We start from the raw sequence: 18986 nt of genomic DNA on the forward strand, positions 1-18986 counted from the left end.
CGCGTGCGCTCCAACTCCTAGCATCCCCGGGCATGGAAACCACACGGACGCTGGGACGCAGCGGCATCGAGGTGAGCGCCCTCGGCTTCGGCTGCTGGGCCATCGGCGGCGAATGGCAGGGGACCGACGGGCAGCCGCTCGGCTGGGGCAAGGTCGACGACGAGGAGTCGGTGCGGGCGGTGCGGCGCGCCCTCGACCTGGGCGTCACCTTCTTCGACACCGCCGACACCTACGGCGCCGGACACAGCGAACGCGTGCTCGGCCGGGCCCTCGGCAAGCGCAGGGCCGATGTCGTCGTCGCCACCAAGTGGGGCAACGTGTTCGACGAGGACACCCGGACCCGCACCGGCGGCGACGCCTCCCCGGCCTACCTGCGCCGCGCCCTGACCGCGTCCCTCGACCGGCTCGGCACCGACTACGTCGACCTCTACCAGTTCCATCTCTCCGACGCGGACACAGAGCAGGCCGCCGTGCTCCGGGACGCGTGCGAGGAGCTGGTCCGCGAGGGGCTCATACGGGCGTACGCCTGGAGCACCGACGACACGGCACGCGCCGCCGTGTTCGCCGAGGGGCCGCACTGCGCAGCCGTCCAGCACACGCTCAACGTGCTCCAGGACGCGCCCGCGATGATCCGGCTGTGCGAGGAGGCGGGCCTGGCGAGCATCAACCGCAGCCCGCTCGCCATGGGGCTGCTCACCGGGAAACGCCGGGCCCGGCAGCCGCTGGAGGCCGGTGACATCCGCAGCAGGCCCCCGGCCTGGCTCCAGGGTTTCGGTGACGGATCCGGCGCCGACCCGGAGTGGCTCGCCCGCGTCGACGCCGTCAGGGACGTGCTCACCAGCGAGGGCCGCACGCTCGGCCAGGGCGCCCTGGCCTGGTTGTGGGCGCGCAGCCCGCGCACGATTCCCATCCCGGGTTTCCAATCGGTCGCCCAGGCGGAGGAGAACGCGGCGGCGCTGGAGAAGGGGGCACTGACCGGCGCGCAGCTGACCGAGGTCGACCGGCTGCTCGGGCGGTGATCCTTGCGGGACCTTGGGCCAGTCTTTGACCGGCCGTACGCCACCCGGCCCTTGACGTGAACGGCAGTCGTTCCACACGCATCGGTGCGTACCCCGCGGTCCCACGCGGGGTCCACCCCCACCCGGTGCCGTGGAACGACTGCCGTCGCCCCCCTGGACATGGCCTACGGAAGCCCTCAGACGGAGGCTCTCTGCTCCAACTGTGAAGCTTTCGTGTAGGAGATTTGAGCATAAGCGTCCGACCGGCCGCAATGGGGCGGACGTTCAAATTCCGTTTGTGCAGGTTGACGAGTTGACGAGTTCGCGCTCCCGGCTCAGCCGCGCCCGACGTACGGCATCGCCGTGGCCAGTACGGTCGCGAACTGCACGTTCGCCTCCAGCGGCAGCTCCGCCATGTGCCGCACCGTGCGGGCCACGTCGGCGACGTCCATCACCGGTTCCGGGGCGACCTCGCCGTTCGCCTGAAGCGCTCCCGTCTGCATACGGGCCGTCATGTCGGTGGCCGCGTTGCCGATGTCGATCTGCCCGACGGCGATGCGGTACGGCCGCCCGTCCAGCGACAGCGACTTGGTCAGGCCGGTCAACGCGTGCTTGGTCGCGGTGTAGGCCACCGAGTGCGGACGCGGCGTGTGCGCGGAGATCGAGCCGTTGTTGATGATCCGCCCGCCCTGCGGTTCCTGCTCCTTCATCTGCCGGTACGCCGCCTGCGCGCACAGGAACGCCCCGTTGAGGTTGGTGTCCACCACGTGCCGCCACGCCTCGTAGGGCAGCTCCTCGACCGGCACGCCGCCGGGCCCGAACGTCCCCGCGTTGTTGAACAGCAGGTCGACCCGCCCGAAACGCTCGACGGTGGCGGCGAACAGGGCGGTCACGTCCGCGGGCCGTGAGACGTCCGTCCGTACGGCGAGAGCCGCGCCCCCGGGCACCAGGGCCGCCGTCTCCTCCAGCGCCTCGGCGCGCCGCCCCGCCAGTGCCACCGACCAGCCGGCACGGAGCAGTTCCACGGCGACCGCCCGGCCGATGCCGGAGCCCGCTCCGGTCACCACCGCGATCGCATTTTCCTTGGCATTCATGGGCCCGCAGCGTACGGGAGGGCCCGCCACGCGGAACTCACCCATCCGTCACGCGAGTGCTGTGTACGTGTCAACCAGGTGTCGTCCCCGGCCACTCCAATGCCCCCTGAGCCATTCGTCAGGGGAGGACCGGATGACACCCGCAGCACACCCGTCCCAGCACGCCCCCGAACTCCGCGCGGCCGCCCGCCACATCGGCCGCCGCCGCTTCCTCACCGCCACCGGCGCCGCCGCCGCGCTGGCCTTCGCGACCAACCTGCCGTCCCCCGGAGTCGCGGCCGCCGCCGAACTCGACGCCGCGCGGATCACCGAGAACCCGTTCACGCTGGGCGTCGCCTCCGGCGACCCGCTGCCGGGTTCCGTCATCCTGTGGACCCGCCTCGCACCCGCCCCCTTCCAGGCCGACAGCGGACTGCCCGCCGAACGCGTCACGGTCCACTGGGAGCTGGCCCACGACGAGCGGTTCCGCCGCATCGCCCGGCGCGGCACCGCCACCGCGCACCCCGAGTTCCACCACACCGTCCACGTCGAGGTGGGCCATCTGGACGCCGGACGCGTCTACTACTACCGCTTCCGCGCGGGCCGCTGGGTCAGCCCGACCGGCCGTACCCGCACCGCCCCGGACCCCGGCAGCCGCGTCCCGGAACTCACCCTCGCCGCCGTCTCCTGCCAGGCCTACCACGACGGCTACTACACGCCGTACGCCCATCTCGCCGCCGCCGACGTCGACCTCGTCCTCCACCTCGGCGACTACCTCTACGAGTACGCCGTCAACTCCGCCGGCGGCCAGCGCAACTACACCGACCGCACGCTGCCCGACGTGTTCAACCGAGAGACCCTGACCCTGGAGGACTACCGCCTGCGGTACGCCCTCTACAAGTCCGACCCCGACCTGAGCGCCGCGCACGCCGCGCACCCCTTCGTCGTCACCTGTGACGACCACGAGACCGAGAACAACTACGCCGACGACATCCCCGAGAACAGCGTTCCGCCGGAGGAGTTCCTGCTGCGCCGCGCCTCCGCCTACCGCGCCTACTGGGAGAACCAGCCGCTGCGGCAGCCGCAGCGCCCCACCGGACCCGACATGCGGCTCTACCGCCGCCTGCACTGGGGCCGGCTCGCCCAGTTCGACGTCCTCGACACCCGCCAGTACCGCTCCGACCAGGCCTACGGAGACAAGGCGCACGTCCCCGGGCCCGAGTCCGACGACCCGGCGCGCACCATGACCGGGGCGACACAGGAACGGTGGCTGCTCGACGGCTGGCGCTCCTCGCGGGCGCTGTGGAACGTCGTACCGCAGCAGGTCCTGTTCGCCCGGCGGCACATGGACGCCACCACCCCGTCGCGGGTGTCGATGGACGCCTGGGACGGCTACAGCGCCTCACGCCGGCGCGTCCTCGACGGGGCGAAGGCCGCCGGCGTCGAGAACCTGATGGTGCTCAGCGGCGACGTGCACGCGGCGTACGCCTTCGACATCAAGGACGACTTCGACGACCGGAACTCCGCGACGCTCGGCACCGAGATCGTCGCGACGTCGGTCTCCAGCGGCCGGGACGGCGCCGACAAGCCCGCCACCTGGGACACCTACATGTCCGCCAACCCGCACCTGAAGTTCTTCAACGGGCGGCGCGGCTACGTCACGGTCGCCCTGGGACGGGAGTCGGCGCGGGCCGACTTCAAGACCGTGCCGTACGTGACCAGGCAGGGGGCGCCGGTCACGACGACCGCGTCCTTCGTGACCCAGGTGGGGGAGCAGGGGCTCAAGCCGGCGTGAGCTCGGCCGTCAGGTCCTCGTCCGGGGTCTCGCCCGGGTAGCGGACGCCGACGCGGTCCCGGATCGCGTCGAGCGTCCGCATCACGGCGAGGGTGCCGTCGAGCGGGACGAGCGGGGACTCGGTCTCACCGGCGCGCACCGCGCGCATCACCTCGGCCGCCTCGTGACGGAGGCTGTTGCGGGGCCCGTCCGCCGGGTCGGCCGTGAACTCCTCGGGGTCACGGCCGTCCCGGTGCAGCACGAAGCGGTCCGGGAAGAAGAAGCCGTCCGGGATGTCGATACGGCCCTGCGAGCCGGTGACCGAGGCGGAGGTCGCCGTACCGCCGACGATGGAGCAGTGCACCGAGCCGAGAGCGCCGCTCTCCCAGGAGAGCAGCGCTCCCGTCTGGAGATCGACGCCCTCACCGGAGAGCACCGCTCGCGCCGCGATGTCCGACGGCTCCCCGAGCAGCAGCTGCGCGAACGACACCGGATACACGCCGAGATCGAGCAGCGCGCCCCCGCCCAGCTCCGGGTTCCGCAGCCGGTGCGAGGGCGGGAACGGCCCGGCCAGCCCGAAGTCCGCCTGGACCGTGCGCACTTCACCGATGGCACCGTCGTCGACCAGCGACTTCAGCCGCCGCATCATCGGGTTGCAGTACATCCACATCGCCTCCATCAGGAAGCGCCCGTGCTCCCGCGCCAGCGCGACGAGTTCCGCCGCCTCGCGCACGTTCAGCGTGAACGGCTTCTCGCACAGCACGTTCCGCCCGGCCGCCAGACACAGACCGGCGGCGGTCCGGTGGGCCGTGTGCGGCGTGGCGACGTAGACGACATCGATGTCCTCGTCCCGGGCGAGCGTGTTCCAGTCGCCGTAGGCCCGCGGGATCCCGAACCGCTCCGCGAACGTCTTCGCCGACGCCTCGGACCGGGACGCCACCGCCACGACCTCCGCGTCCGGCAGGTCGATCAGGTCCGCGGTGAACGCGGCCGCGATCCCCCCGGTCGCCAGGATCCCCCACCGCACCGTGTCCGCCGTCATTCCCGCCCCGCCTTCACCTCGTAACCCGAGCAGTCCGTACGAGCTGAGAGCATAGGTGGCGATCGACTCGAAAAGGGAGGGACTCATGCCCGAGGGTGGGGCGTCCATATCGAACACCGCGCAGGGGGCCGCAGCCGGGACGGAGCGGCCCGACCTCACACCGCACCGCCGCACCGGGCTCCTGGTCACCTTCCTCCTCGGCAGCCTGACCGCCGTACCACCGCTGGCGATGGACATGTACCTCCCGGCCCTGCCGGAGGTCACCCGCGCCCTGCACGCCCCCGCGGCGACCGTCCAGCTCACCCTCACCACCTGCCTGGCCGGCATGGCGCTCGGCCAGCTCGTGGTCGGACCGATGAGTGACCGCTGGGGACGCCGTCGCCCCCTCCTCGCCGGACTCGGCGTCTTCATCGTCGCCACCGTCCTGTGCGCGCTCGCGCCCACCGTCGAACTCCTCGTCGCCTTCCGGCTGGCCCAGGGCCTCGCGGGCGCGGCCGCCATCGTCATCGCCCGGGCCGTCGTCCGCGACCTGTACGACGGCATGGCCATGGCCCGGTTCTTCTCCACCCTCATGCTGATCTCCGGGGTCGCCCCGATCGTGGCGCCGCTCATCGGCGGGCAGGTCCTGCGCGTGACGGACTGGCGGGGCGTGTTCGTCGTCCTCACGGTCATCGGCATCCTGATCGGGGCCCTGGTCTGGACGAGGCTCCCCGAGACCCTGCCGCCCGCCGAGCGCCACAGCGGCGGCGTCGGCGAGGCCCTGCGCTCGATGCGCGGCCTGCTCGCCGACCGCTCCTTCGCCGGCTACACCCTCACCGGCGGCTTCGCCTTCGCCGCCCTCTTCGCCTACATCTCGGCGTCCCCCTTCGTCATCCAGGAGATCTACGGCGCCTCCCCGCAGACGTTCAGCCTGCTGTTCGGCGTCAACTCGGTCGGACTGGTCCTCGTCGGCCAGATCAACGGCAAGATCCTCGTCGGCCGGGTCAGCCTGGACCGCGTCCTGGGGATCGGCCTGGCCATCGTCATCACCGCCGCGACCGCGCTGCTGCTGATGTCCCTGGGCGTGTTCGGCGAGGTCGGCCTCGTGCCCGTCGCCGTCGCGCTGTTCGTCCTGATGTCCGCGATGGGCATCACCCTGCCCAACACCCAGGCCCTCGCCCTGATGCGCACCAAGCACGCCGCCGGCTCGGCGTCCGCCCTGCTCGGCACGTCGTCGTTCCTCATCGGCGCGATCGCCTCCCCGCTCGTCGGCGTCGCCGGGGAGGACACGTCCGTCCCGATGGCCGTCGTCCAACTGGCCGCCGCCCTGGTGGCACTGGCCTGCTTCGTGGGAATGTGCCGACCCTGGAAGTCTGACAGGGAGATGGACGGCAAGACGGACGGGAAGACGGACAGCAGGGGCGTGAGCGTGGAGGGAGCAGACAGCTGAGCGCACCAAGACTGCGCGACGGCACGCCGGAACGGGCCGGACTCGACCCCGGGGAACTGCGTCACCTGGTCCGGGAGGTCCACGTCCTCACCACCGGGCAGCGCCCCTGGGCGCCCGGCGCGGTCGTGGTGGTCGGACGCGGCCCGGTGATCGCGGTCGAGGAGGCGGCGGGCTGGGCCGTCCGCTACGCGGCCTACGACGAGGCCACCGACGCGGGCGTGGAACTGCCGCCCGAGGAGCGGGTCCCGATGACCGTCGGCACCCCCTTCGACCTGGCGTCCCTGACCAAACTGTTCACAGCCGTGGCCGCCGTGCAGCAGATCGAGCGGGGCACCCTGGGCATCGACGCGAGGGTGGGCGCGTACCTGCCCGACTTCACGGCGGCCGCCCGCCACGGCATCACCGTACGGCAGCTGCTCACCCACACCTCCGGGCTGCGCCCCGAACTCCCCCTCTACGACTACGTCGACGACGCCGGGCGGCTGGCGGCGCTGCGCACGGAGGCGCCGACCGAGGCACCGGGCACGTACCGCTACTCCGACCTGAACATGCTGCTCCTCCAGCACGTCCTGGAACGCCTCACAGGCCGCACGCTCGACGTCCTCTTCCGTGACGGCATCACCCGGCCGCTGGGCATGACGGCGACGGAGTTCGGGCCGTGCCCCGGGGCGGCGGCGACCGAGGACCAGCGGCGTCCGTGGGCCAAGGCGGACCGGGGGATGCTGCGGGGCGAGGTGCACGACGAGAACGCCTGGGCGCTGGGCGGCGTGGCGGGCCACGCGGGCCTGTTCTCCACCGGCCGGGACCTGGCGGTGTTCTGCCGCACCCTCCTCGCCGGCGGCTCCTACGGCCCCGCCCGCATCCTGGGCCCCGACTTCGTCGACCTCCTCTTCACCCCACCGGGCCTGGGCTTCTCCCTCGACCAGCCCTGGTTCATGGGCGACCTGGCGGGTCGCGGCGCGGCGGGCCACACGGGCTTCACAGGCACGTCCCTCGTCCTCGACCCGGCGACGGACACGTTCCTGATCCTTCTCACCAACGCGGTCCACCCCCGTCGCCGCCGCCCGGACAGCGCGCCGAGGGCAGCGGCGGGGTCGCGGGTGGCTCGGGCGGTGCGGGGGATGTGAGAGGGGGGAGCGGTGGTGTGCGGGGCGGTGATGAGGGGGTGGGCGCGAGCGCGGCTCTCCTAAAGCGGTGCTCAGCCAGCCGTGGACTATTGGTGGACCGTCCTGAACTGCCGTATGCAGGGTTTTGACCTGCCGCGTTGCCCAGGTCCCAAGCGGCCTCCGGAGCGGTGTGCGCAGGTCAAATCCTGCCGGGGGTGGCTTCGTTCACTTCCAGCGACAGCGTTTGTCGGTCTGTTTGAGCAGCAGTGAGTGCCCGGCCTCGCCATGATTGTTCACGAGAATTGACGGCACCTCTGTCCGCTGGCGGTCGCCAACGTGTCGCAGCGCTGTGTCAACAGGTGGCGACCGCCAAGCTGACCACGTAGTGCTCCTCGACCATCCGGTTCGGGAAGACCTCGACCAGGAGATCGCGCTCCTTGGCAATAAAGGTGTTCGTCACTTCCTTGCCCAGGACGAGGAAGTCGGAGTAGCTGGCGAGGTTGGCGAGATGCATGTCGAGAGGAACGCTCCGGGTCCATGGCACGTGCCGGTGGACGACGCCGAGCTCGGGCGGCAGTCCGCGGAACCGGGCCGTGGGGTCGTGAGGGCTGTCGTCGGCACCGAAAAGTCGGCGCAGGCGCGCGTCCTGGTCGGCAATCCATGGAACGGTGCTGTCTGAGTCGTTCCACCAGAGGGCGAGTGCACCACCGGTGCGCAGAACTCGGAGAGCTTCCGGAACGGATTTGCGTTGGTCGGTCCAGTGCCAGGCTTGAGCATATGTGAGGACGTCGATGGAGGCGGAAGCCAGCGGCAGGTTGTTGCCGTCGCCGATCACAAGGGGGACATCGGGCAGGCTGAGACGGAACTGCGAGGCCATCCCGGGGCCCGGCTCGATAGCGATGACGTTCGCACCGCGCTCCTGGAGAAGCATCGTCGCCAGTCCGGTGCCAGCCCCGACGTCAGCGACGCGGGCGCCCTCCAAGGGGGAGCCGGTGAGTTCCTCGACCGCGTCGAGCAATTCGGACGGGTACGAAGGACGGTTCGCAGCGTAGCTGGCGGCAGCCGTGTCGAACGAGCGAGCCTGCGAAGTGATGGTCATACGAACATTGTTGACGGCTGCAGGTACTTGGCGCCGTACTTTTATGCCTTTCCTCCGACAGCAGGTAGTCACCGGGAACGTCGGTGGATGCAACAGCGTGACGGCTCGCCGCCCACATGAGGGCGGCGAACGTTGAGACAGGATCGTCGGACGTCAGCTGGCCTTCGCTTGCTCTTCGGCTCGTGCTCGGGTGGTGGCGAGGCGGTAGGAGTCCGTGCCGGTCTCGATGATGGTGCCGTTGAAGGTAAGTCGGTCGACGATGGCCGCGCAGAGTCGGGGGTCGGTGAAGGTCTTGGTCCAGCCGCCGAAGGACTCGTTGGATGCGACGCGACCACGTGCTCGTGAGCGAGGTGCCGGTTCAGCAGCAGGACCTCGATCAACGCCCGGGTGCCGTCCCGCTCGCCATGGACCTTGCGGGCCTGGGCCCACCAGGCGTCGTGGACCGGGGTGAACCTGCCTGCGGACCGGGCCTGTTCCAGGGCGGTGGCACCAGGGAAGGCGCCGGGCTTGCGGATGAGGGCTTCGAGGTAGTGGTCCAGGTCCAGGCGGCAGCTGCCCTTTGCGATTAGCCTCTCGTGGCGGGCCACCTCGGCGTTTCTGTCGTAAACCACCAGGTGAGAGGCGTGCAAGACAACGCGCACCCGTTTGCCGATGAGCACGACCACCAAGCGCAAGATCACACCGCGCCTGACCAGCAAAAACCTAGCTCACCAAGATCCCCGACAACACCCAGGGCAAGAAGACACCCGCGAGGGAGCGAGGAGCATTGATCATGTGAGTGGCCGCGGGTCACGGCCGCCCTCGATCAGTCGCGGCTGCGCAGCGGCACAGCGTGTGCATCATGAGGCATGGGGATCGATCTGGAGCTGCACTCATCACGGCCAGCTCGCAACAACTGGCGCAAGTCCCGCGTGACACTTCTACGGAGCTCCTACGGGCATGGCGACGCCCTGGCCGACGCTCTTGGCTCACTCCAACTCCTCGGAGTCCCGGGGAGACTCACTGCCGTCGATCCGTACGGGGATACGTTGATGAACGAGCAAGAGGCAGACGCCGCCCTCCGGGAGATCCACGGTCTGAGGCAGAGATGCGGCGACGAACGTCAGCTCGCCGCACTGGACGACCTCGCAAAGATGCTAGAAGAGTGCGCGGCCACTCCAGGAAGTTACTTGTGGTCCGCGGGCGACTGAAGCTCTCCCGCCACGTCCGCCGGGTGAGTGTCTAACTGCGTGACAACGCCCACGGGCAACGGTGAACAAGCGCGGACGCCCATGGACCGTCAGTGCAGTTAAGGGGCGCGCCGGCCCAAGGTCGAGCGCCCAACCAAGTTGCTTCGGGACGAAGAGGCCGTGGGTTCAAACCCCGCCGCCCCGACACGGTTCTCAGCTGGAAGAGGCAACGACCTGCCCGACGACGGAGAAGCGCTGCCGACACACAGGGCAGGTCGCCTCACCGAACGCATAAGTCAGGGCGCGTGCGACTTCCCCATGCCCGTCGGCCAGGGCAAGGTCGTAGAGGCGCCGGCCGAGACCTTCCAGGGCGCCAGGATCGGCCGGGTGGAGAGGAAAGGTCTCGAGATCGTCGGCGAGGGCGTAGTCCTCCGCCGCGCTGAAGAAGCCTCGCTCTCCGAAAATCACCCACAGCGAGGCGCACCCGTCGGGATCGGGGCACTCGAGCTCGTACTCCTCGCTGACGACGCCCCAGACCAAGGTCTCCGCCCAGTGGATGTCGCCCTCCAGGTTCAGGACCGCCTCAACCAGATAGCAGTAGTCGTTCCGGTCGGCGGTGACCTGCCGCCATCGGTGTGCGGCACCCACTAGGCGTGCGACTTCCGGCGCGTACCGGTGCCGCAGGTTCCGGGTCTCGTACCGCTGGTCGGCCTGGACGAGAAGGGCGCCGGCCAGGTGGAGGGCCGAAGCTGCCACGCCGGCTTTGTCGGAGTCCGCCATGTCGGCCAGTGTGTGCAGCACCAACGGATGGGCGACATCCAGAGAGCCGTTGTGGTAGAGCTCCGTCCAGAGGTCGCTCCAGGCCTGACTGTCCCGGCCTGTGGCGGCACGTTCCAGCAGGATCTTCAGACGGTCGGAATCGGCGTTGTCTGCGCGAGGAACAGGAGGACTCGTCGTCATTTCCGGCATCCAAGCAGACTGTCGCAAGCGCACTTTCGCCGACCTGTCGATCACTGTGGACGTGCGCCGGTCGGCACGTCCGGTAACGTTGGGCCGCCGACGGGAGAGCCGTCGCAAGTCTGCCCCGTGCTGGCCGCCGGTGCCCTCGCGCAGTTGGTCGCCGGTCACACAACCGGCGACGACGGCGGCACCATTGGCACCCCCGATCGGGCAGTCTCGGCACCCGGGCAGCGCAACAGTGCCTCAAACCCCCACGCCACGCTCCCGCACCGCAATCCGCGCCAGTTTCGTCAGCATCATCCCGTTCCGGACCGCGACGACGTAATCCACGGGCAGTCCGTGCATCCGGGTGCCGGGGCCCCGGAGCGGGTGCCAATCGAGGGTGAAGAGGGTGTGCTCGCCCCAGGGGAGCAACCTCATGGCGATGCGGGCCGCGCCGAAGGGGTCCGCCTTCGCCTCCAGTTCCAGGCGGTGGGGTGGTTCGCAGACGCGGACGACGCAGGTGTCGTCGAGGGTGAGGGGGCCGGCGCCGACGCGGACCTTCAGCCGGGCGCCCACCTCCGGCCAGTGCGGGTCCGCGGCGAGGACCTGCCGGGTTCCTGTCACCCACTCCCCGTAGCGGTGGCCGTCGCACAGCAGGCGCCAGACTTCGGATGGCGAGCTCAGGATCAGACGGCGGCTCCGGGCCATGATCACGCTCCTGGGCAGCTGTGAGCTCAACGCGAGAACTTCGAGAACGTCGAGAACTTCGAGAACTTCGAGAACATGGTTCCAGCGTCATGCCGACGCACCACGTGCACCGTCCGACCGGTCCGGACGGGTGAGTCTCCGGGCCCGGGGCCTCGTAGAATCGCCGGGTGAACGCCCCCGCATCCCCGGCTGAAACCCTCCGCGCCGCCCTCGCCGGTCTGCTCGACGGGCTGCCGCCCCGGCAGGCCGCGCAGGCGGTGGAGCGGCTGATCGCCAGCTACCGGGGGGCCACCCCGACCGACGCTCCCATCCTCCGCGACCGGGCCGATGTCGCCGCCTACGCGGCTTACCGCATGCCCGCGACCTTCGAGGCGGTCCGTTCCGCGATGGAGGCGTTCGCGGAGGCCGTGCCCGGGTGGGTGCCCGGGTCGCACACCGACGTCGGTGGCGGAACCGGTGCCGCCGCCTGGGCCGTGAGCGCGACCTGGGGCGGGAAGCGGCCCGTCACCGTGCTCGACTGGGCCGAGCCCGCGCTCGCGCTCGGCCGGGAGATCGCCGCGGCCGACCCGGCCCTGCGGGACGTACGGTGGCAGCGCTCTCGGATCGGAGCGGCGCTCACCCTGGAGAGCACTGATCTCGTCACCGTCTCCTACGTCCTCAACGAGCTGACCGCCCCCGACCGCACCGCCCTCGTCGACGCCGCCGCGACCGCGGCCCAGGCCGTCGTGATCGTCGAGCCCGGCACCCCCGACGGCTACGCCCGCGTCATCGAGGCTCGCGACCGGCTGGTCGGCGCCGGCTTCCACGTCGCCGCCCCCTGCCCGCACAGCGCCGCCTGCCCCATCGCCCCGGGCACGGACTGGTGCCACTTCTCCGCCCGGGTCAGCCGCTCCTCCCTGCACCGCCAGGTCAAGGGCGGCTCCCTCCCCTACGAGGACGAGAAGTTCAGCTACGTCGCCGCCGCCCGCTTCCCCGTCGCCCCGGCAGTCTCCCGTGTCGTGCGGCGCCCGCAGATCCGCAAGGGCCAGGTCCTCCTCGACCTGTGCGAGACCGAACCGTCCCTGCACCGCACGACCGTCACCAAACGCCACGGCGATCTTTACAAGGCGGCACGGGACGCGGACTGGGGCGACGCCTGGCCTCCGGCACCATGATCGGGACTCCTGTCAGGTACGCATAAGATCAACTCCGCGCCTTCGGGAGTGAGCAATGCGCACCACAGAAACGGGAGGAACCTTTGAAGAAGCTTCTGATCGCCCCGGTGGCGGTGGCGGCCCTGGCCCTGGCCGGGTTCGTGCCGAGTGCCTCCGGCACGGCGACCGTGCGGAGCGACGACATGACCACCGTCGCGGCCACGGCCAAGTGCAAGAGCCTCACGGCACTTTCGAACGTCAACGTGCGCAAGTCGGCCAGCACCAAGTCGACCATCCTGCGCCTTTGGTACAAGGGCACCAAGGGCTGTGACATCAAGGGTGTCGACGGCGGCTCGTACAAGAACGCCTGCGGGATCAAGAGTTACCACTACTGGCGCAAGGTCAACTACCGCGGCACCGTGGGCTACGTGCCCAACGTCTGCGTGAAGTACTCCTGACCGACCCAGCGGAACAACGCCTCCTCCGCCGACGCCCGGTCGGCGGGGGACAGGTTCGCGATCTCGATGTTGTGGTTGCCTCCCGGGACCCAGAGAACCCGGGAGTCGTGGCCGCCGGGGTCGAAGTGCTCGGCCACGGAAGGGTCCTGGGCGCCGTTGACGACCAGCATCCGGCTCCCGCGCCGGCGGACCCAGCGGTCGATGTCCGGCATGGCCGCCGTGTCGAAGGTCATGGGGATGTCCCGCGGGACGAAGTTGCGCGCCTCGATGCCGCCGGAGTGGCGTATCAGGTCCGCCAGATGGTCGGTGGGGACGTCGCCGTACCCCAGCTGCGTGCCGATCTGGTACCAGTACGGGACGTACCGCCGCGCCGCCGTGTCGGCGTAGAAGGGCAACCCCGCCGTGTCGTCGAGCCAGGTGTACAGCTCGTCGGCCGTCGCCTCCGGGCCGGGGATCGTGGCGACGTCGGCCGCGCTGCCCCGCTGCCAGAACATGAACAGCACGCGCAGCACGGCGATTTCGAAGGCCTGGTCGGCGCTGCCGATGATGCGGAACGTGTCGTTGCGGGCGGTCGCCCAGGCCTCGTAACGGGCGACCATCTCGGCCCGTTTGAGCAGCAGCCGCCGCTGTGCGGACTTGACGGCCTCGCGGCCCGCGGGGGTGCCGACCGTCTCCAGGAAGCGCAGGTAGGCGGAGTTGTCGCGGTCGTCGACGTTGTTCGGAGCCGAGTAGACCACCGTGCCGTGCACGTCCCGGGGGTGGAAGCGGCGGTGGTAGACCGTCGCCGTGCCGCCCTTGCTGCTGCCGGTGGAGATCCACGCGCCGGGGTAGAGCCGGCGGAAGAGGCGGACGACGCGGTGGTGGTCGTCGGCGGCCTGGCGGATCGTGAGGTGGGCGTAGTCGGTCCCCGCCGGGCGTGACGTGCCGAAGTAGCGGTGTTCCATCTGGAGTTGGCTGGCGCCGAGCAGGATCGTCGGTTCGCTCCGCCAGGGCGAGAGGACCGCGTGGTAGCCCGTGGTGGTGAGGACCATGGGACGGTCGGCGGCGGTGTGCAGCAGGGTGAGGCGCTGCTCGAAGGCGCCGGCCGCGGGGTTCCTGTGGTCGACCGGCTGGCGCAGGCCCAGGACGAAGTGCCGGTAGCCCGGTTCGGCGTCCTGCCGCTCCTCGATCAGCCGCAGTCCGGGCAGGGCCCGCAGCGCGTCCGCGATGTCGCCGGTGCCGGGACGGGCCGCTCCGGCCGCCGCCCGGGCGGGCAGGGACGTCGTCGCGGCGAGGCCCGCCGCCGAGACGGCCGTCGCCGCGGAAGTGAGCAGTCGTCGTCTCGTCCACACGCGCATCGTGAGTCCTCCCGGGTGTCCGTCGGCCGCGGTGTCACGACCGCGTTCAGTACATCCGCCGGACGTCCCGGGAGGATCCCGCGCGCGAGGGGACCGCCTCCCCCGGGCGGGGGAGGCTCACGACGACTTGCCGGTCGCACCGCCCTCCTGCTGTTGCTGCCGCTTCTCCTGGAGCTTGCGCAGCAGCTCGCGTTTCTGGGCCTGCGGGTCGAGACCGCCGCCGATCCGGCCGTCCCGGCCGCCGCCGCGCAGCGCCTTGCGGCCGAGCTTCTGGCGCGATCCGCCGACACCCAGCAGGTTTCCGGCTCCACCTCGGGTCATGTCGGGCTCCTTCCCCATCCTTCTTCGCGACGAGACGGTTCGTCTCGTTCGCGTTGCTCCACTGTCCGCGAGACGCTCCGTCTTGTCAACCTGTTAAATTCGACCCATGCCCGCACAGAAGTCCGCACCGCCCGCCAAGCCCGCCCCCGACTCCACCCGGCGCAGTGAGAAGTCCCGCCGCGCCATCTACGACGCCGCCCTCTCGCTCGTCGTGGAGGTCGGCTATCCGAAGACCACCATCGAGGGCATCGCCGCCCGCGCCGGCGTCGGGAAGCAGACGATCTACCGGTGGTGGTCGTCGAAGGCGGACGTGCTGATGGAGGCGTTCCTCGACCTGGGCGAGCAGTCCCTGCGGGAAGCGGGCCCGGTGCCGTACGCCTTCCCCGACACCGGCGACGTCGCCGCCGACGTCAAGGGCGTCCTGCGCGCCACCGTCGACCAGTTGCGCGACCCGAGGTTCGAGGCACCGTCCCGCGCGCTGGCCGCCGAAGGCGTCGTCAACGAGCAGCTCGGGCGCGAGCTGGTCGCCAAGCTGATGCAGCCCTCACTCGACCTGTACATGCAACGGCTGCGCGCCGCGCAGGACGCCGGGCAGGTTCGGCCCGACGTCGACCCGCGCATCGCCCTGGAGTTCTTCATCTCCCCGCTCGCCCAGCGCTGGCTCCAGCACACCGGCCCGATCTCCTATGAGTACACCGACACCCTCGTCGACTACGCCCTTCACGGCCTCGCGCCCCGCTGAGCGGCCCGCGCGAGGCGCCCCGGCGCGTCCGTGATCACCCCGTCACACCCCAGTGCCAGCACCCGGTCCCGCTGCGCGTCCGTCACCACGGTGTGCGCCCACACCCGCCGGATCCCCGAGCGCACCGCCCGCGCGAGGTCCGCGTCCCGCGCCCGGTGGTCCACGTCCAGCAGGTCCACGTACGACCGCCAGCGCTCCGGGCGGTCGGTGCGCAGCTGCCGTGCCGAGCGCCACAACTGGGCGAGCAGGCCCAGGCGATGGGCACGCCGGGCCACCTCCGGGTCGTTGGAGTTCACGAACACCGAGCGGGTCAGGCCGCGGGCCCGGATCAGCCCGGCCAGCCGGTCGAGGCCGCGCGGGTCCTTCGCCTCCAGCATCAGCACGATCCGCCCGCCGAAACGATCCAGCACCTCCGCCACCGTCGGCGGCCGTTCCGACCGCCAGCTGCCGGGCAGGGCGTCCTTCGGGCGCAGCCGGACGCCCTGCCACTCCCGGGCGTCAAGGCCGCGCACCTCGCCGCCCAGGTACGTGGTGCGGTTCAGGGTCTCGTCGTGGAACACCACGGGCGTCCCGTCGCGCAGCAGCCGGGTGTCGAAGTCCAGCACCTGCGCCGTACCGCGCTCGTAGGCGGCCATCAGCCCCGTCATGCTGTTCTCGGGGACCTCCCGGGCGCCGCCGCGGTGGGCGACGTACGCGATCCGGGGGAGCGCCGCCACGGTCAGGGGGCCGGTGCCCCACTCCAGCGGGCGGGTGTGCCCGGCCGGTGGACGGATGCCCGTCGGCAGGGCCGGGGCGGCGCCGACCGGTCCCGTGAGGGTCAGCGAGACCACCGAAACCGCGGAGGCGAGGCCCGTCAGCGCGATCCTTGTGACCATGGCGACCACGGTAGGGTGCCATGTCATGGCAAAGCGGGCAATGACACTCGATGACGGTGCGGAGTACGCCTCGCCCCACGGGCATATGCCTCGCCCCACCGGTACATGTCTCGGCCCTCCTGCCCCGGATGTGGGCACTGGCCCCCCGGCGCGCGGCAAGATGGGACGATGAGGCATGCTGTTCCGCACGACAGCGAGGCGAGGGGATAGATGAGCGCGGAGTACGGCGGCAGGACCGGCCTACAGGGCAAACTCACCCAGTGGCTGCGCGCCGGGCGCCGGCCGAAGGAGGCCGCCGGTGACGGCGGCCGTGAGGACCTGCTGCTCGCCGCCGCCGGCGCCGGACTGCCGCTCGCGCCCGCCGCCCACCCGGCCGGCTACCGCTGCTCCTGCGACCGCGTCGGCTGTCCCACTCCGGCCCGGCATCCGGTGTCCTTCGCCTGGCAGACGCAGTCGACCACCGACCGCGCCCAGATCGAACGCTGGGCCCGCCATCAGCCGCAGGCCAACTTCATCACCGCGACCGGCATGGTGCACGACGTCCTGGACGTGCCCCTGGATGCCGGTCGCAGTGCGTTGGAGCGGCTGCTCGCCGACGGCGTCGAGGTCGGGCCCGTCGCCGGGAGCGACGACGGCCGCATGCTGTTCTTCACCCTCACCCGCGGGACGCCCGAGGAGGAGGACGAGTGGTGGCCGTGCGAACTGGACTGCCACCCCGAGACGATGGACGAGCACCCCGGGCTGCGGTGGCACTGCCGCGGCTCCTACGTCCTCGTACCGCCGGCGCGGCTGCCCGGCGAGGACCGGACCGTGCACTGGGTGCGCGGGCCGGAGCATCCGCTGCCGGATCCGCTGACCCTGCTGGAGACCCTGACCGAGGCCTGCGCCCGGTACGCCGGTGAGGACGCCGACCAGGCCGGGGCGGCCTGGCCGGTGCGACGGCACTGAGCCGGTCCCGCTCCGCCCCTACGAGCCTTCCGCCGACGTCATTCCCTGGATCCGGCCGAGGATCGTCACTTTCTGGTCGCCGCTGCCCTCCGGCGGGTCCAGCGCCACCTCGTTGGAGACGAACTCCATCAGGAGGGACTGCTTGATCTCACCGGTCGTCAGCGCGAGAACGTCCTTGTTGGGAACGGGGAACGACGTGCCCGCGTAGGCCGTCTGCTTCTCGTAGTGCCGGGTGGTGAAGAACACCAGCGCGCCGCCGTCCGCCGTGCGCAGGGCGAGGGGCTGGTAGTCGCCGTTCGTCAGCGGTTCGTCGATGTACTGGGTGACCAGGCCCGGCTTCTTGGAGTTCTTCGCGCGCAGGGCGCGCCACTGGCTGGTGTGGGAGCCGTCCGCGAAGGTGTCCCCGCCGTTCTTGAGGTAGGACGTGTAGTCCCGGCTCAGGTCGCCGGGATCGGCGGCCAGGCCGGTCGAGTTCACCGGGACGGATTCGGCCCAGCCGTCCGCGTCCTTCTTGAACTCCGGGACCTTGCCCGGGGCGACGAGGGTGAGGTACGCGACCTGGAAGGGGTCGTCCAGGCTGCTGCGGGTGAACACCAGCAGCCAGCGGGCCGTGCCGCCCTTGTTGCCGGCGGCGTCGGCGAGGAACCAGCGGGGCCAGCCGGCCTTCTTGGGGATCGTGTACTTCGCGTCCGTCAGCTTCAGGGGCGCGTGGTTCGGGTTGCCGTCCGGGTTGTTGGTCTTCCCGGCCTTCAGGCGTGCCGAGTCGATGTCGGCCAGGGCCCCGGTGGTGTGGTCGGCGTCCAGGGAGGCGTCGTAGGCCTTGTCGGCCTCGTTGTACGCGGTCGTGAACTCCTGGAGGGCCTTGGCGGCTTCGGCGCGGGTGGTGGACGGGAGGATCTCCCGTTCGCCGTGCACCACGACGCATCCGCTCGCCGTCGCCGACAAAGCGGTCACCGAGGCTGCTATGAGGGCGCTCCGGGCGGACCTGCGGAGCGTTCGAGGGTCGCGATCCCTGCTCATCGGGTTCCTTCACCTTCCCCTTTCCGGAGGCGAACCCTACCGGGTGGCTCCAGTTGCGGGTTGGGGGGTGTGCCGGGGGTGTCCGTACACCCACCGGCACCTGGGACCACCCGGAGCCCGGGCGATGTTTGAATGCCCTCGTGACTGACTACGACGTGCTCCGCGTCTTCTGCGGGCCGAACGGTGGATACGGCAACGAACTCGGTGTCGTGCGCGAGGGTTCGGTACTGCCCGAGCGCGGTGACCGGCAGGAGTTCGCCGCGAAACTCGGGTTCAGCGAGACCGTGTTCGTCGACGACCCCGAGCGCGGGGTGATCGACATCTACACGCCCACCCTGCGCCTGCCCTTCGCCGGACACCCGTGTGTCGGGACGGCCTGGCTGCTCGACGTGCCCGAGCTGGTCACGCCCGCCGGGGTGGTCGGTGCCCGGCAGGACGGTGAGTTCTGCTGGATCGAGGCACGGGCGGAGTGGGTGCCGCAGCGGACCCTGCGGCAGTACGGCAGCGCCGCCGAGGTCGACGACCTGGCCGTGCCACCGCCGGGGGAGTGGGTGTACGCCTGGGCGTGGGAGGACGAGCCCGCCGGACGGGTACGGGCCCGGGCCTTCCCCGGACGCGGCGACGGGATCGACGAGGACGAGGCGACCGGGGCGGCGGCCCTGCTGCTCACCGACCGGCTCGGCCGGGCCCTCAACATCACCCAGGGCGCGGGCTCCCAGATCCTGACGGCGCCCCAGCCGGGCGGGTGGACCGAGGTCGGCGGCCGGGTCCGTCTCGAACGCTGACCCGGCCGGTGCGCGTCCGTACGGGTG

At 71.0% G+C, this 18986-nt stretch carries 19 protein-coding genes and 1 pseudogene; 10 read left to right on the forward strand and 10 right to left on the reverse strand.

The features are described 5' to 3' along the window. The first annotated feature begins 32 nt into the window (after window positions 1-32). Complete coding sequence (locus QC385_RS35400; protein WP_279545478.1) at window positions 33-1019, forward strand: aldo/keto reductase; 987 nt, start codon at window positions 33-35, stop codon at window positions 1017-1019. A gap of 314 nt (window positions 1020-1333) precedes the next feature. Here the strand turns inward: QC385_RS35400 and QC385_RS35405 are convergent, their stop codons facing one another. After that, window positions 1334-2092 (reverse strand): SDR family oxidoreductase, encoded by a 759-nt coding sequence (locus QC385_RS35405; protein ID WP_279545479.1) that lies wholly within the window; start codon window positions 2090-2092, stop codon window positions 1334-1336. 133 nt (window positions 2093-2225) lie between these two features. Between QC385_RS35405 and QC385_RS35410 the strand changes: the two genes are divergently transcribed. Further along, the gene (locus tag QC385_RS35410; RefSeq protein ID WP_279545480.1) at window positions 2226-3866 is read left to right on the forward strand and encodes an alkaline phosphatase D family protein; all 1641 of its coding nucleotides are present in this window, start codon (window positions 2226-2228) and stop codon (window positions 3864-3866) included. Here QC385_RS35410 and QC385_RS35415 read toward each other — a convergent pair. Continuing rightward, window positions 3853-4887, reverse strand: coding sequence for a Gfo/Idh/MocA family protein (locus QC385_RS35415; protein ID WP_279545538.1), 1035 nt, complete (start codon window positions 4885-4887; stop codon window positions 3853-3855). The genes QC385_RS35410 and QC385_RS35415 overlap by 14 nt on opposite strands. An 85-nt stretch (window positions 4888-4972) precedes the next feature. Between QC385_RS35415 and QC385_RS35420 the strand changes: the two genes are divergently transcribed. Together QC385_RS35420 and QC385_RS35425 are read left to right on the forward strand one after the other, a co-directional pair. Further along, window positions 4973-6316: a multidrug effflux MFS transporter gene (locus QC385_RS35420; protein ID WP_279545481.1), complete on the forward strand. Its 1344-nt coding sequence runs from the start codon at window positions 4973-4975 to the stop codon at window positions 6314-6316. Continuing rightward, window positions 6313-7443, forward strand: coding sequence for a serine hydrolase domain-containing protein (locus QC385_RS35425; protein WP_279545539.1), 1131 nt, complete (start codon window positions 6313-6315; stop codon window positions 7441-7443). The genes QC385_RS35420 and QC385_RS35425 overlap by 4 nt, the downstream gene beginning before the upstream one ends. 331 nt (window positions 7444-7774) lie before the next feature. Here QC385_RS35425 and QC385_RS35430 read toward each other — a convergent pair whose 3' ends face one another. Next, on the reverse strand, window positions 7775-8521 hold the full coding sequence (locus tag QC385_RS35430; RefSeq protein ID WP_279545482.1) for a class I SAM-dependent methyltransferase: 747 nt from the start codon (window positions 8519-8521) through the stop codon (window positions 7775-7777). Between the two features lie 153 nt (window positions 8522-8674). Further along, window positions 8675-8848: pseudogene (locus QC385_RS35435) on the reverse strand (ATP-binding protein); the annotation flags it as partial. Between QC385_RS35435 and QC385_RS35440 the strand changes: the two are divergent. After that, entirely contained in the window at window positions 8842-9090 is a 249-nt protein-coding gene (locus QC385_RS35440) for a hypothetical protein (RefSeq protein WP_279545540.1), read from the forward strand. The pseudogene QC385_RS35435 and the gene QC385_RS35440 sit on opposite strands and share 7 nt — an antisense overlap. Before the next feature lie 813 nt (window positions 9091-9903). Here QC385_RS35440 and QC385_RS35445 read toward each other — a convergent pair. Continuing rightward, the gene (locus tag QC385_RS35445; protein ID WP_279545483.1) at window positions 9904-10659 is read right to left on the reverse strand and encodes a hypothetical protein; all 756 of its coding nucleotides are present in this window, start codon (window positions 10657-10659) and stop codon (window positions 9904-9906) included. Window positions 10660-10893: 234 nt separating this feature from the next. Next, a complete protein-coding gene (locus QC385_RS35450) occupies window positions 10894-11340 on the reverse strand; it encodes an SRPBCC family protein (protein ID WP_279545484.1) in 447 nt (148 codons plus the stop codon). A gap of 167 nt (window positions 11341-11507) precedes the next feature. On the opposite strand from QC385_RS35450, the gene QC385_RS35455 reads away from it, so the two are divergent. Both QC385_RS35455 and QC385_RS35460 read left to right on the forward strand, forming a co-directional pair. Continuing rightward, entirely contained in the window at window positions 11508-12494 is a 987-nt protein-coding gene (locus QC385_RS35455; protein ID WP_279545485.1) for a small ribosomal subunit Rsm22 family protein, read from the forward strand. A gap of 83 nt (window positions 12495-12577) precedes the next feature. After that, the gene (locus QC385_RS35460) at window positions 12578-12931 is read left to right on the forward strand and encodes a hypothetical protein (RefSeq protein ID WP_150480509.1); all 354 of its coding nucleotides are present in this window, start codon (window positions 12578-12580) and stop codon (window positions 12929-12931) included. Here the strand turns inward: QC385_RS35460 and QC385_RS35465 are convergent. Together QC385_RS35465 and QC385_RS35470 are read right to left on the reverse strand one after the other, a co-directional pair. Next, window positions 12898-14268: a S28 family serine protease gene (locus tag QC385_RS35465; RefSeq protein ID WP_279545486.1), complete on the reverse strand. Its 1371-nt coding sequence runs from the start codon at window positions 14266-14268 to the stop codon at window positions 12898-12900. The genes QC385_RS35460 and QC385_RS35465 overlap by 34 nt on opposite strands. Before the next feature lie 117 nt (window positions 14269-14385). Continuing rightward, the gene (locus tag QC385_RS35470) at window positions 14386-14589 is read right to left on the reverse strand and encodes a DUF6243 family protein (RefSeq protein ID WP_279545487.1); all 204 of its coding nucleotides are present in this window, start codon (window positions 14587-14589) and stop codon (window positions 14386-14388) included. 106 nt (window positions 14590-14695) lie between these two features. Here QC385_RS35470 and QC385_RS35475 point away from each other — a divergent pair, with 106 nt between their 5' ends. Next, window positions 14696-15331, forward strand: a complete 636-nt coding sequence (locus tag QC385_RS35475) for a TetR/AcrR family transcriptional regulator (RefSeq protein ID WP_279545488.1) — start codon at window positions 14696-14698, stop codon at window positions 15329-15331. On the opposite strand, the gene QC385_RS35480 is transcribed toward QC385_RS35475, so the two are convergent. Continuing rightward, on the reverse strand, window positions 15310-16206 hold the full coding sequence (locus QC385_RS35480; RefSeq protein ID WP_279545489.1) for a glycerophosphodiester phosphodiesterase: 897 nt from the start codon (window positions 16204-16206) through the stop codon (window positions 15310-15312). The genes QC385_RS35475 and QC385_RS35480 overlap by 22 nt on opposite strands. A gap of 210 nt (window positions 16207-16416) precedes the next feature. Here QC385_RS35480 and QC385_RS35485 point away from each other — a divergent pair, with 210 nt between their 5' ends. Beyond that, window positions 16417-17154 (forward strand): bifunctional DNA primase/polymerase, encoded by a 738-nt coding sequence (locus tag QC385_RS35485; protein WP_279545490.1) that lies wholly within the window; start codon window positions 16417-16419, stop codon window positions 17152-17154. An 18-nt stretch (window positions 17155-17172) separates the two neighbouring features. On the opposite strand, the gene QC385_RS35490 is transcribed toward QC385_RS35485, so the two are convergent. Further along, window positions 17173-18174: a hypothetical protein gene (locus QC385_RS35490; RefSeq protein WP_279545491.1), complete on the reverse strand. Its 1002-nt coding sequence runs from the start codon at window positions 18172-18174 to the stop codon at window positions 17173-17175. A gap of 140 nt (window positions 18175-18314) precedes the next feature. Here QC385_RS35490 and QC385_RS35495 point away from each other — a divergent pair, with 140 nt between their 5' ends. Then, complete coding sequence (locus tag QC385_RS35495; RefSeq protein ID WP_279545492.1) at window positions 18315-18959, forward strand: PhzF family phenazine biosynthesis protein; 645 nt, start codon at window positions 18315-18317, stop codon at window positions 18957-18959. Window positions 18960-18986: the final 27 nt, after the last annotated feature.

This window comes from Streptomyces sp. DH10, assembly GCF_029813805.1.
GTDB classification, from domain to species: Bacteria; Actinomycetota; Actinomycetes; order Streptomycetales; family Streptomycetaceae; genus Streptomyces; species Streptomyces coeruleofuscus.

Excerpts from the sequence above, each read along its gene's own strand:
- QC385_RS35415 (WP_279545538.1), bottom strand. The coding sequence starts at position 4,887 with ATGACGGCGGACACGGTGCGGTGGGGGATCCTGGCGACCGGGGGGATC.
- QC385_RS35440 (WP_279545540.1), top strand. The coding sequence starts at position 8,842 with ATGCGACGCGACCACGTGCTCGTGAGCGAGGTGCCGGTTCAGCAGCAG.
- QC385_RS35450 (WP_279545484.1), bottom strand. The coding sequence starts at position 11,340 with ATGGCCCGGAGCCGCCGTCTGATCCTGAGCTCGCCATCCGAAGTCTGG.
- QC385_RS35405 (WP_279545479.1), bottom strand. The coding sequence starts at position 2,092 with ATGAATGCCAAGGAAAATGCGATCGCGGTGGTGACCGGAGCGGGCTCC.
- QC385_RS35480 (WP_279545489.1), bottom strand. The coding sequence starts at position 16,206 with ATGGTCACAAGGATCGCGCTGACGGGCCTCGCCTCCGCGGTTTCGGTG.
- QC385_RS35470 (WP_279545487.1), bottom strand. The coding sequence starts at position 14,589 with ATGACCCGAGGTGGAGCCGGAAACCTGCTGGGTGTCGGCGGATCGCGC.
- QC385_RS35465 (WP_279545486.1), bottom strand. The coding sequence starts at position 14,268 with ATGCGCGTGTGGACGAGACGACGACTGCTCACTTCCGCGGCGACGGCC.
- QC385_RS35485 (WP_279545490.1), top strand. The coding sequence starts at position 16,417 with ATGAGCGCGGAGTACGGCGGCAGGACCGGCCTACAGGGCAAACTCACC.
- QC385_RS35445 (WP_279545483.1), bottom strand. The coding sequence starts at position 10,659 with ATGCCGGAAATGACGACGAGTCCTCCTGTTCCTCGCGCAGACAACGCC.
- QC385_RS35430 (WP_279545482.1), bottom strand. The coding sequence starts at position 8,521 with ATGACCATCACTTCGCAGGCTCGCTCGTTCGACACGGCTGCCGCCAGC.
- QC385_RS35475 (WP_279545488.1), top strand. The coding sequence starts at position 14,696 with ATGCCCGCACAGAAGTCCGCACCGCCCGCCAAGCCCGCCCCCGACTCC.
- QC385_RS35400 (WP_279545478.1), top strand. The coding sequence starts at position 33 with ATGGAAACCACACGGACGCTGGGACGCAGCGGCATCGAGGTGAGCGCC.
- QC385_RS35420 (WP_279545481.1), top strand. The coding sequence starts at position 4,973 with ATGCCCGAGGGTGGGGCGTCCATATCGAACACCGCGCAGGGGGCCGCA.
- QC385_RS35490 (WP_279545491.1), bottom strand. The coding sequence starts at position 18,174 with ATGAGCAGGGATCGCGACCCTCGAACGCTCCGCAGGTCCGCCCGGAGC.
- QC385_RS35410 (WP_279545480.1), top strand. The coding sequence starts at position 2,226 with ATGACACCCGCAGCACACCCGTCCCAGCACGCCCCCGAACTCCGCGCG.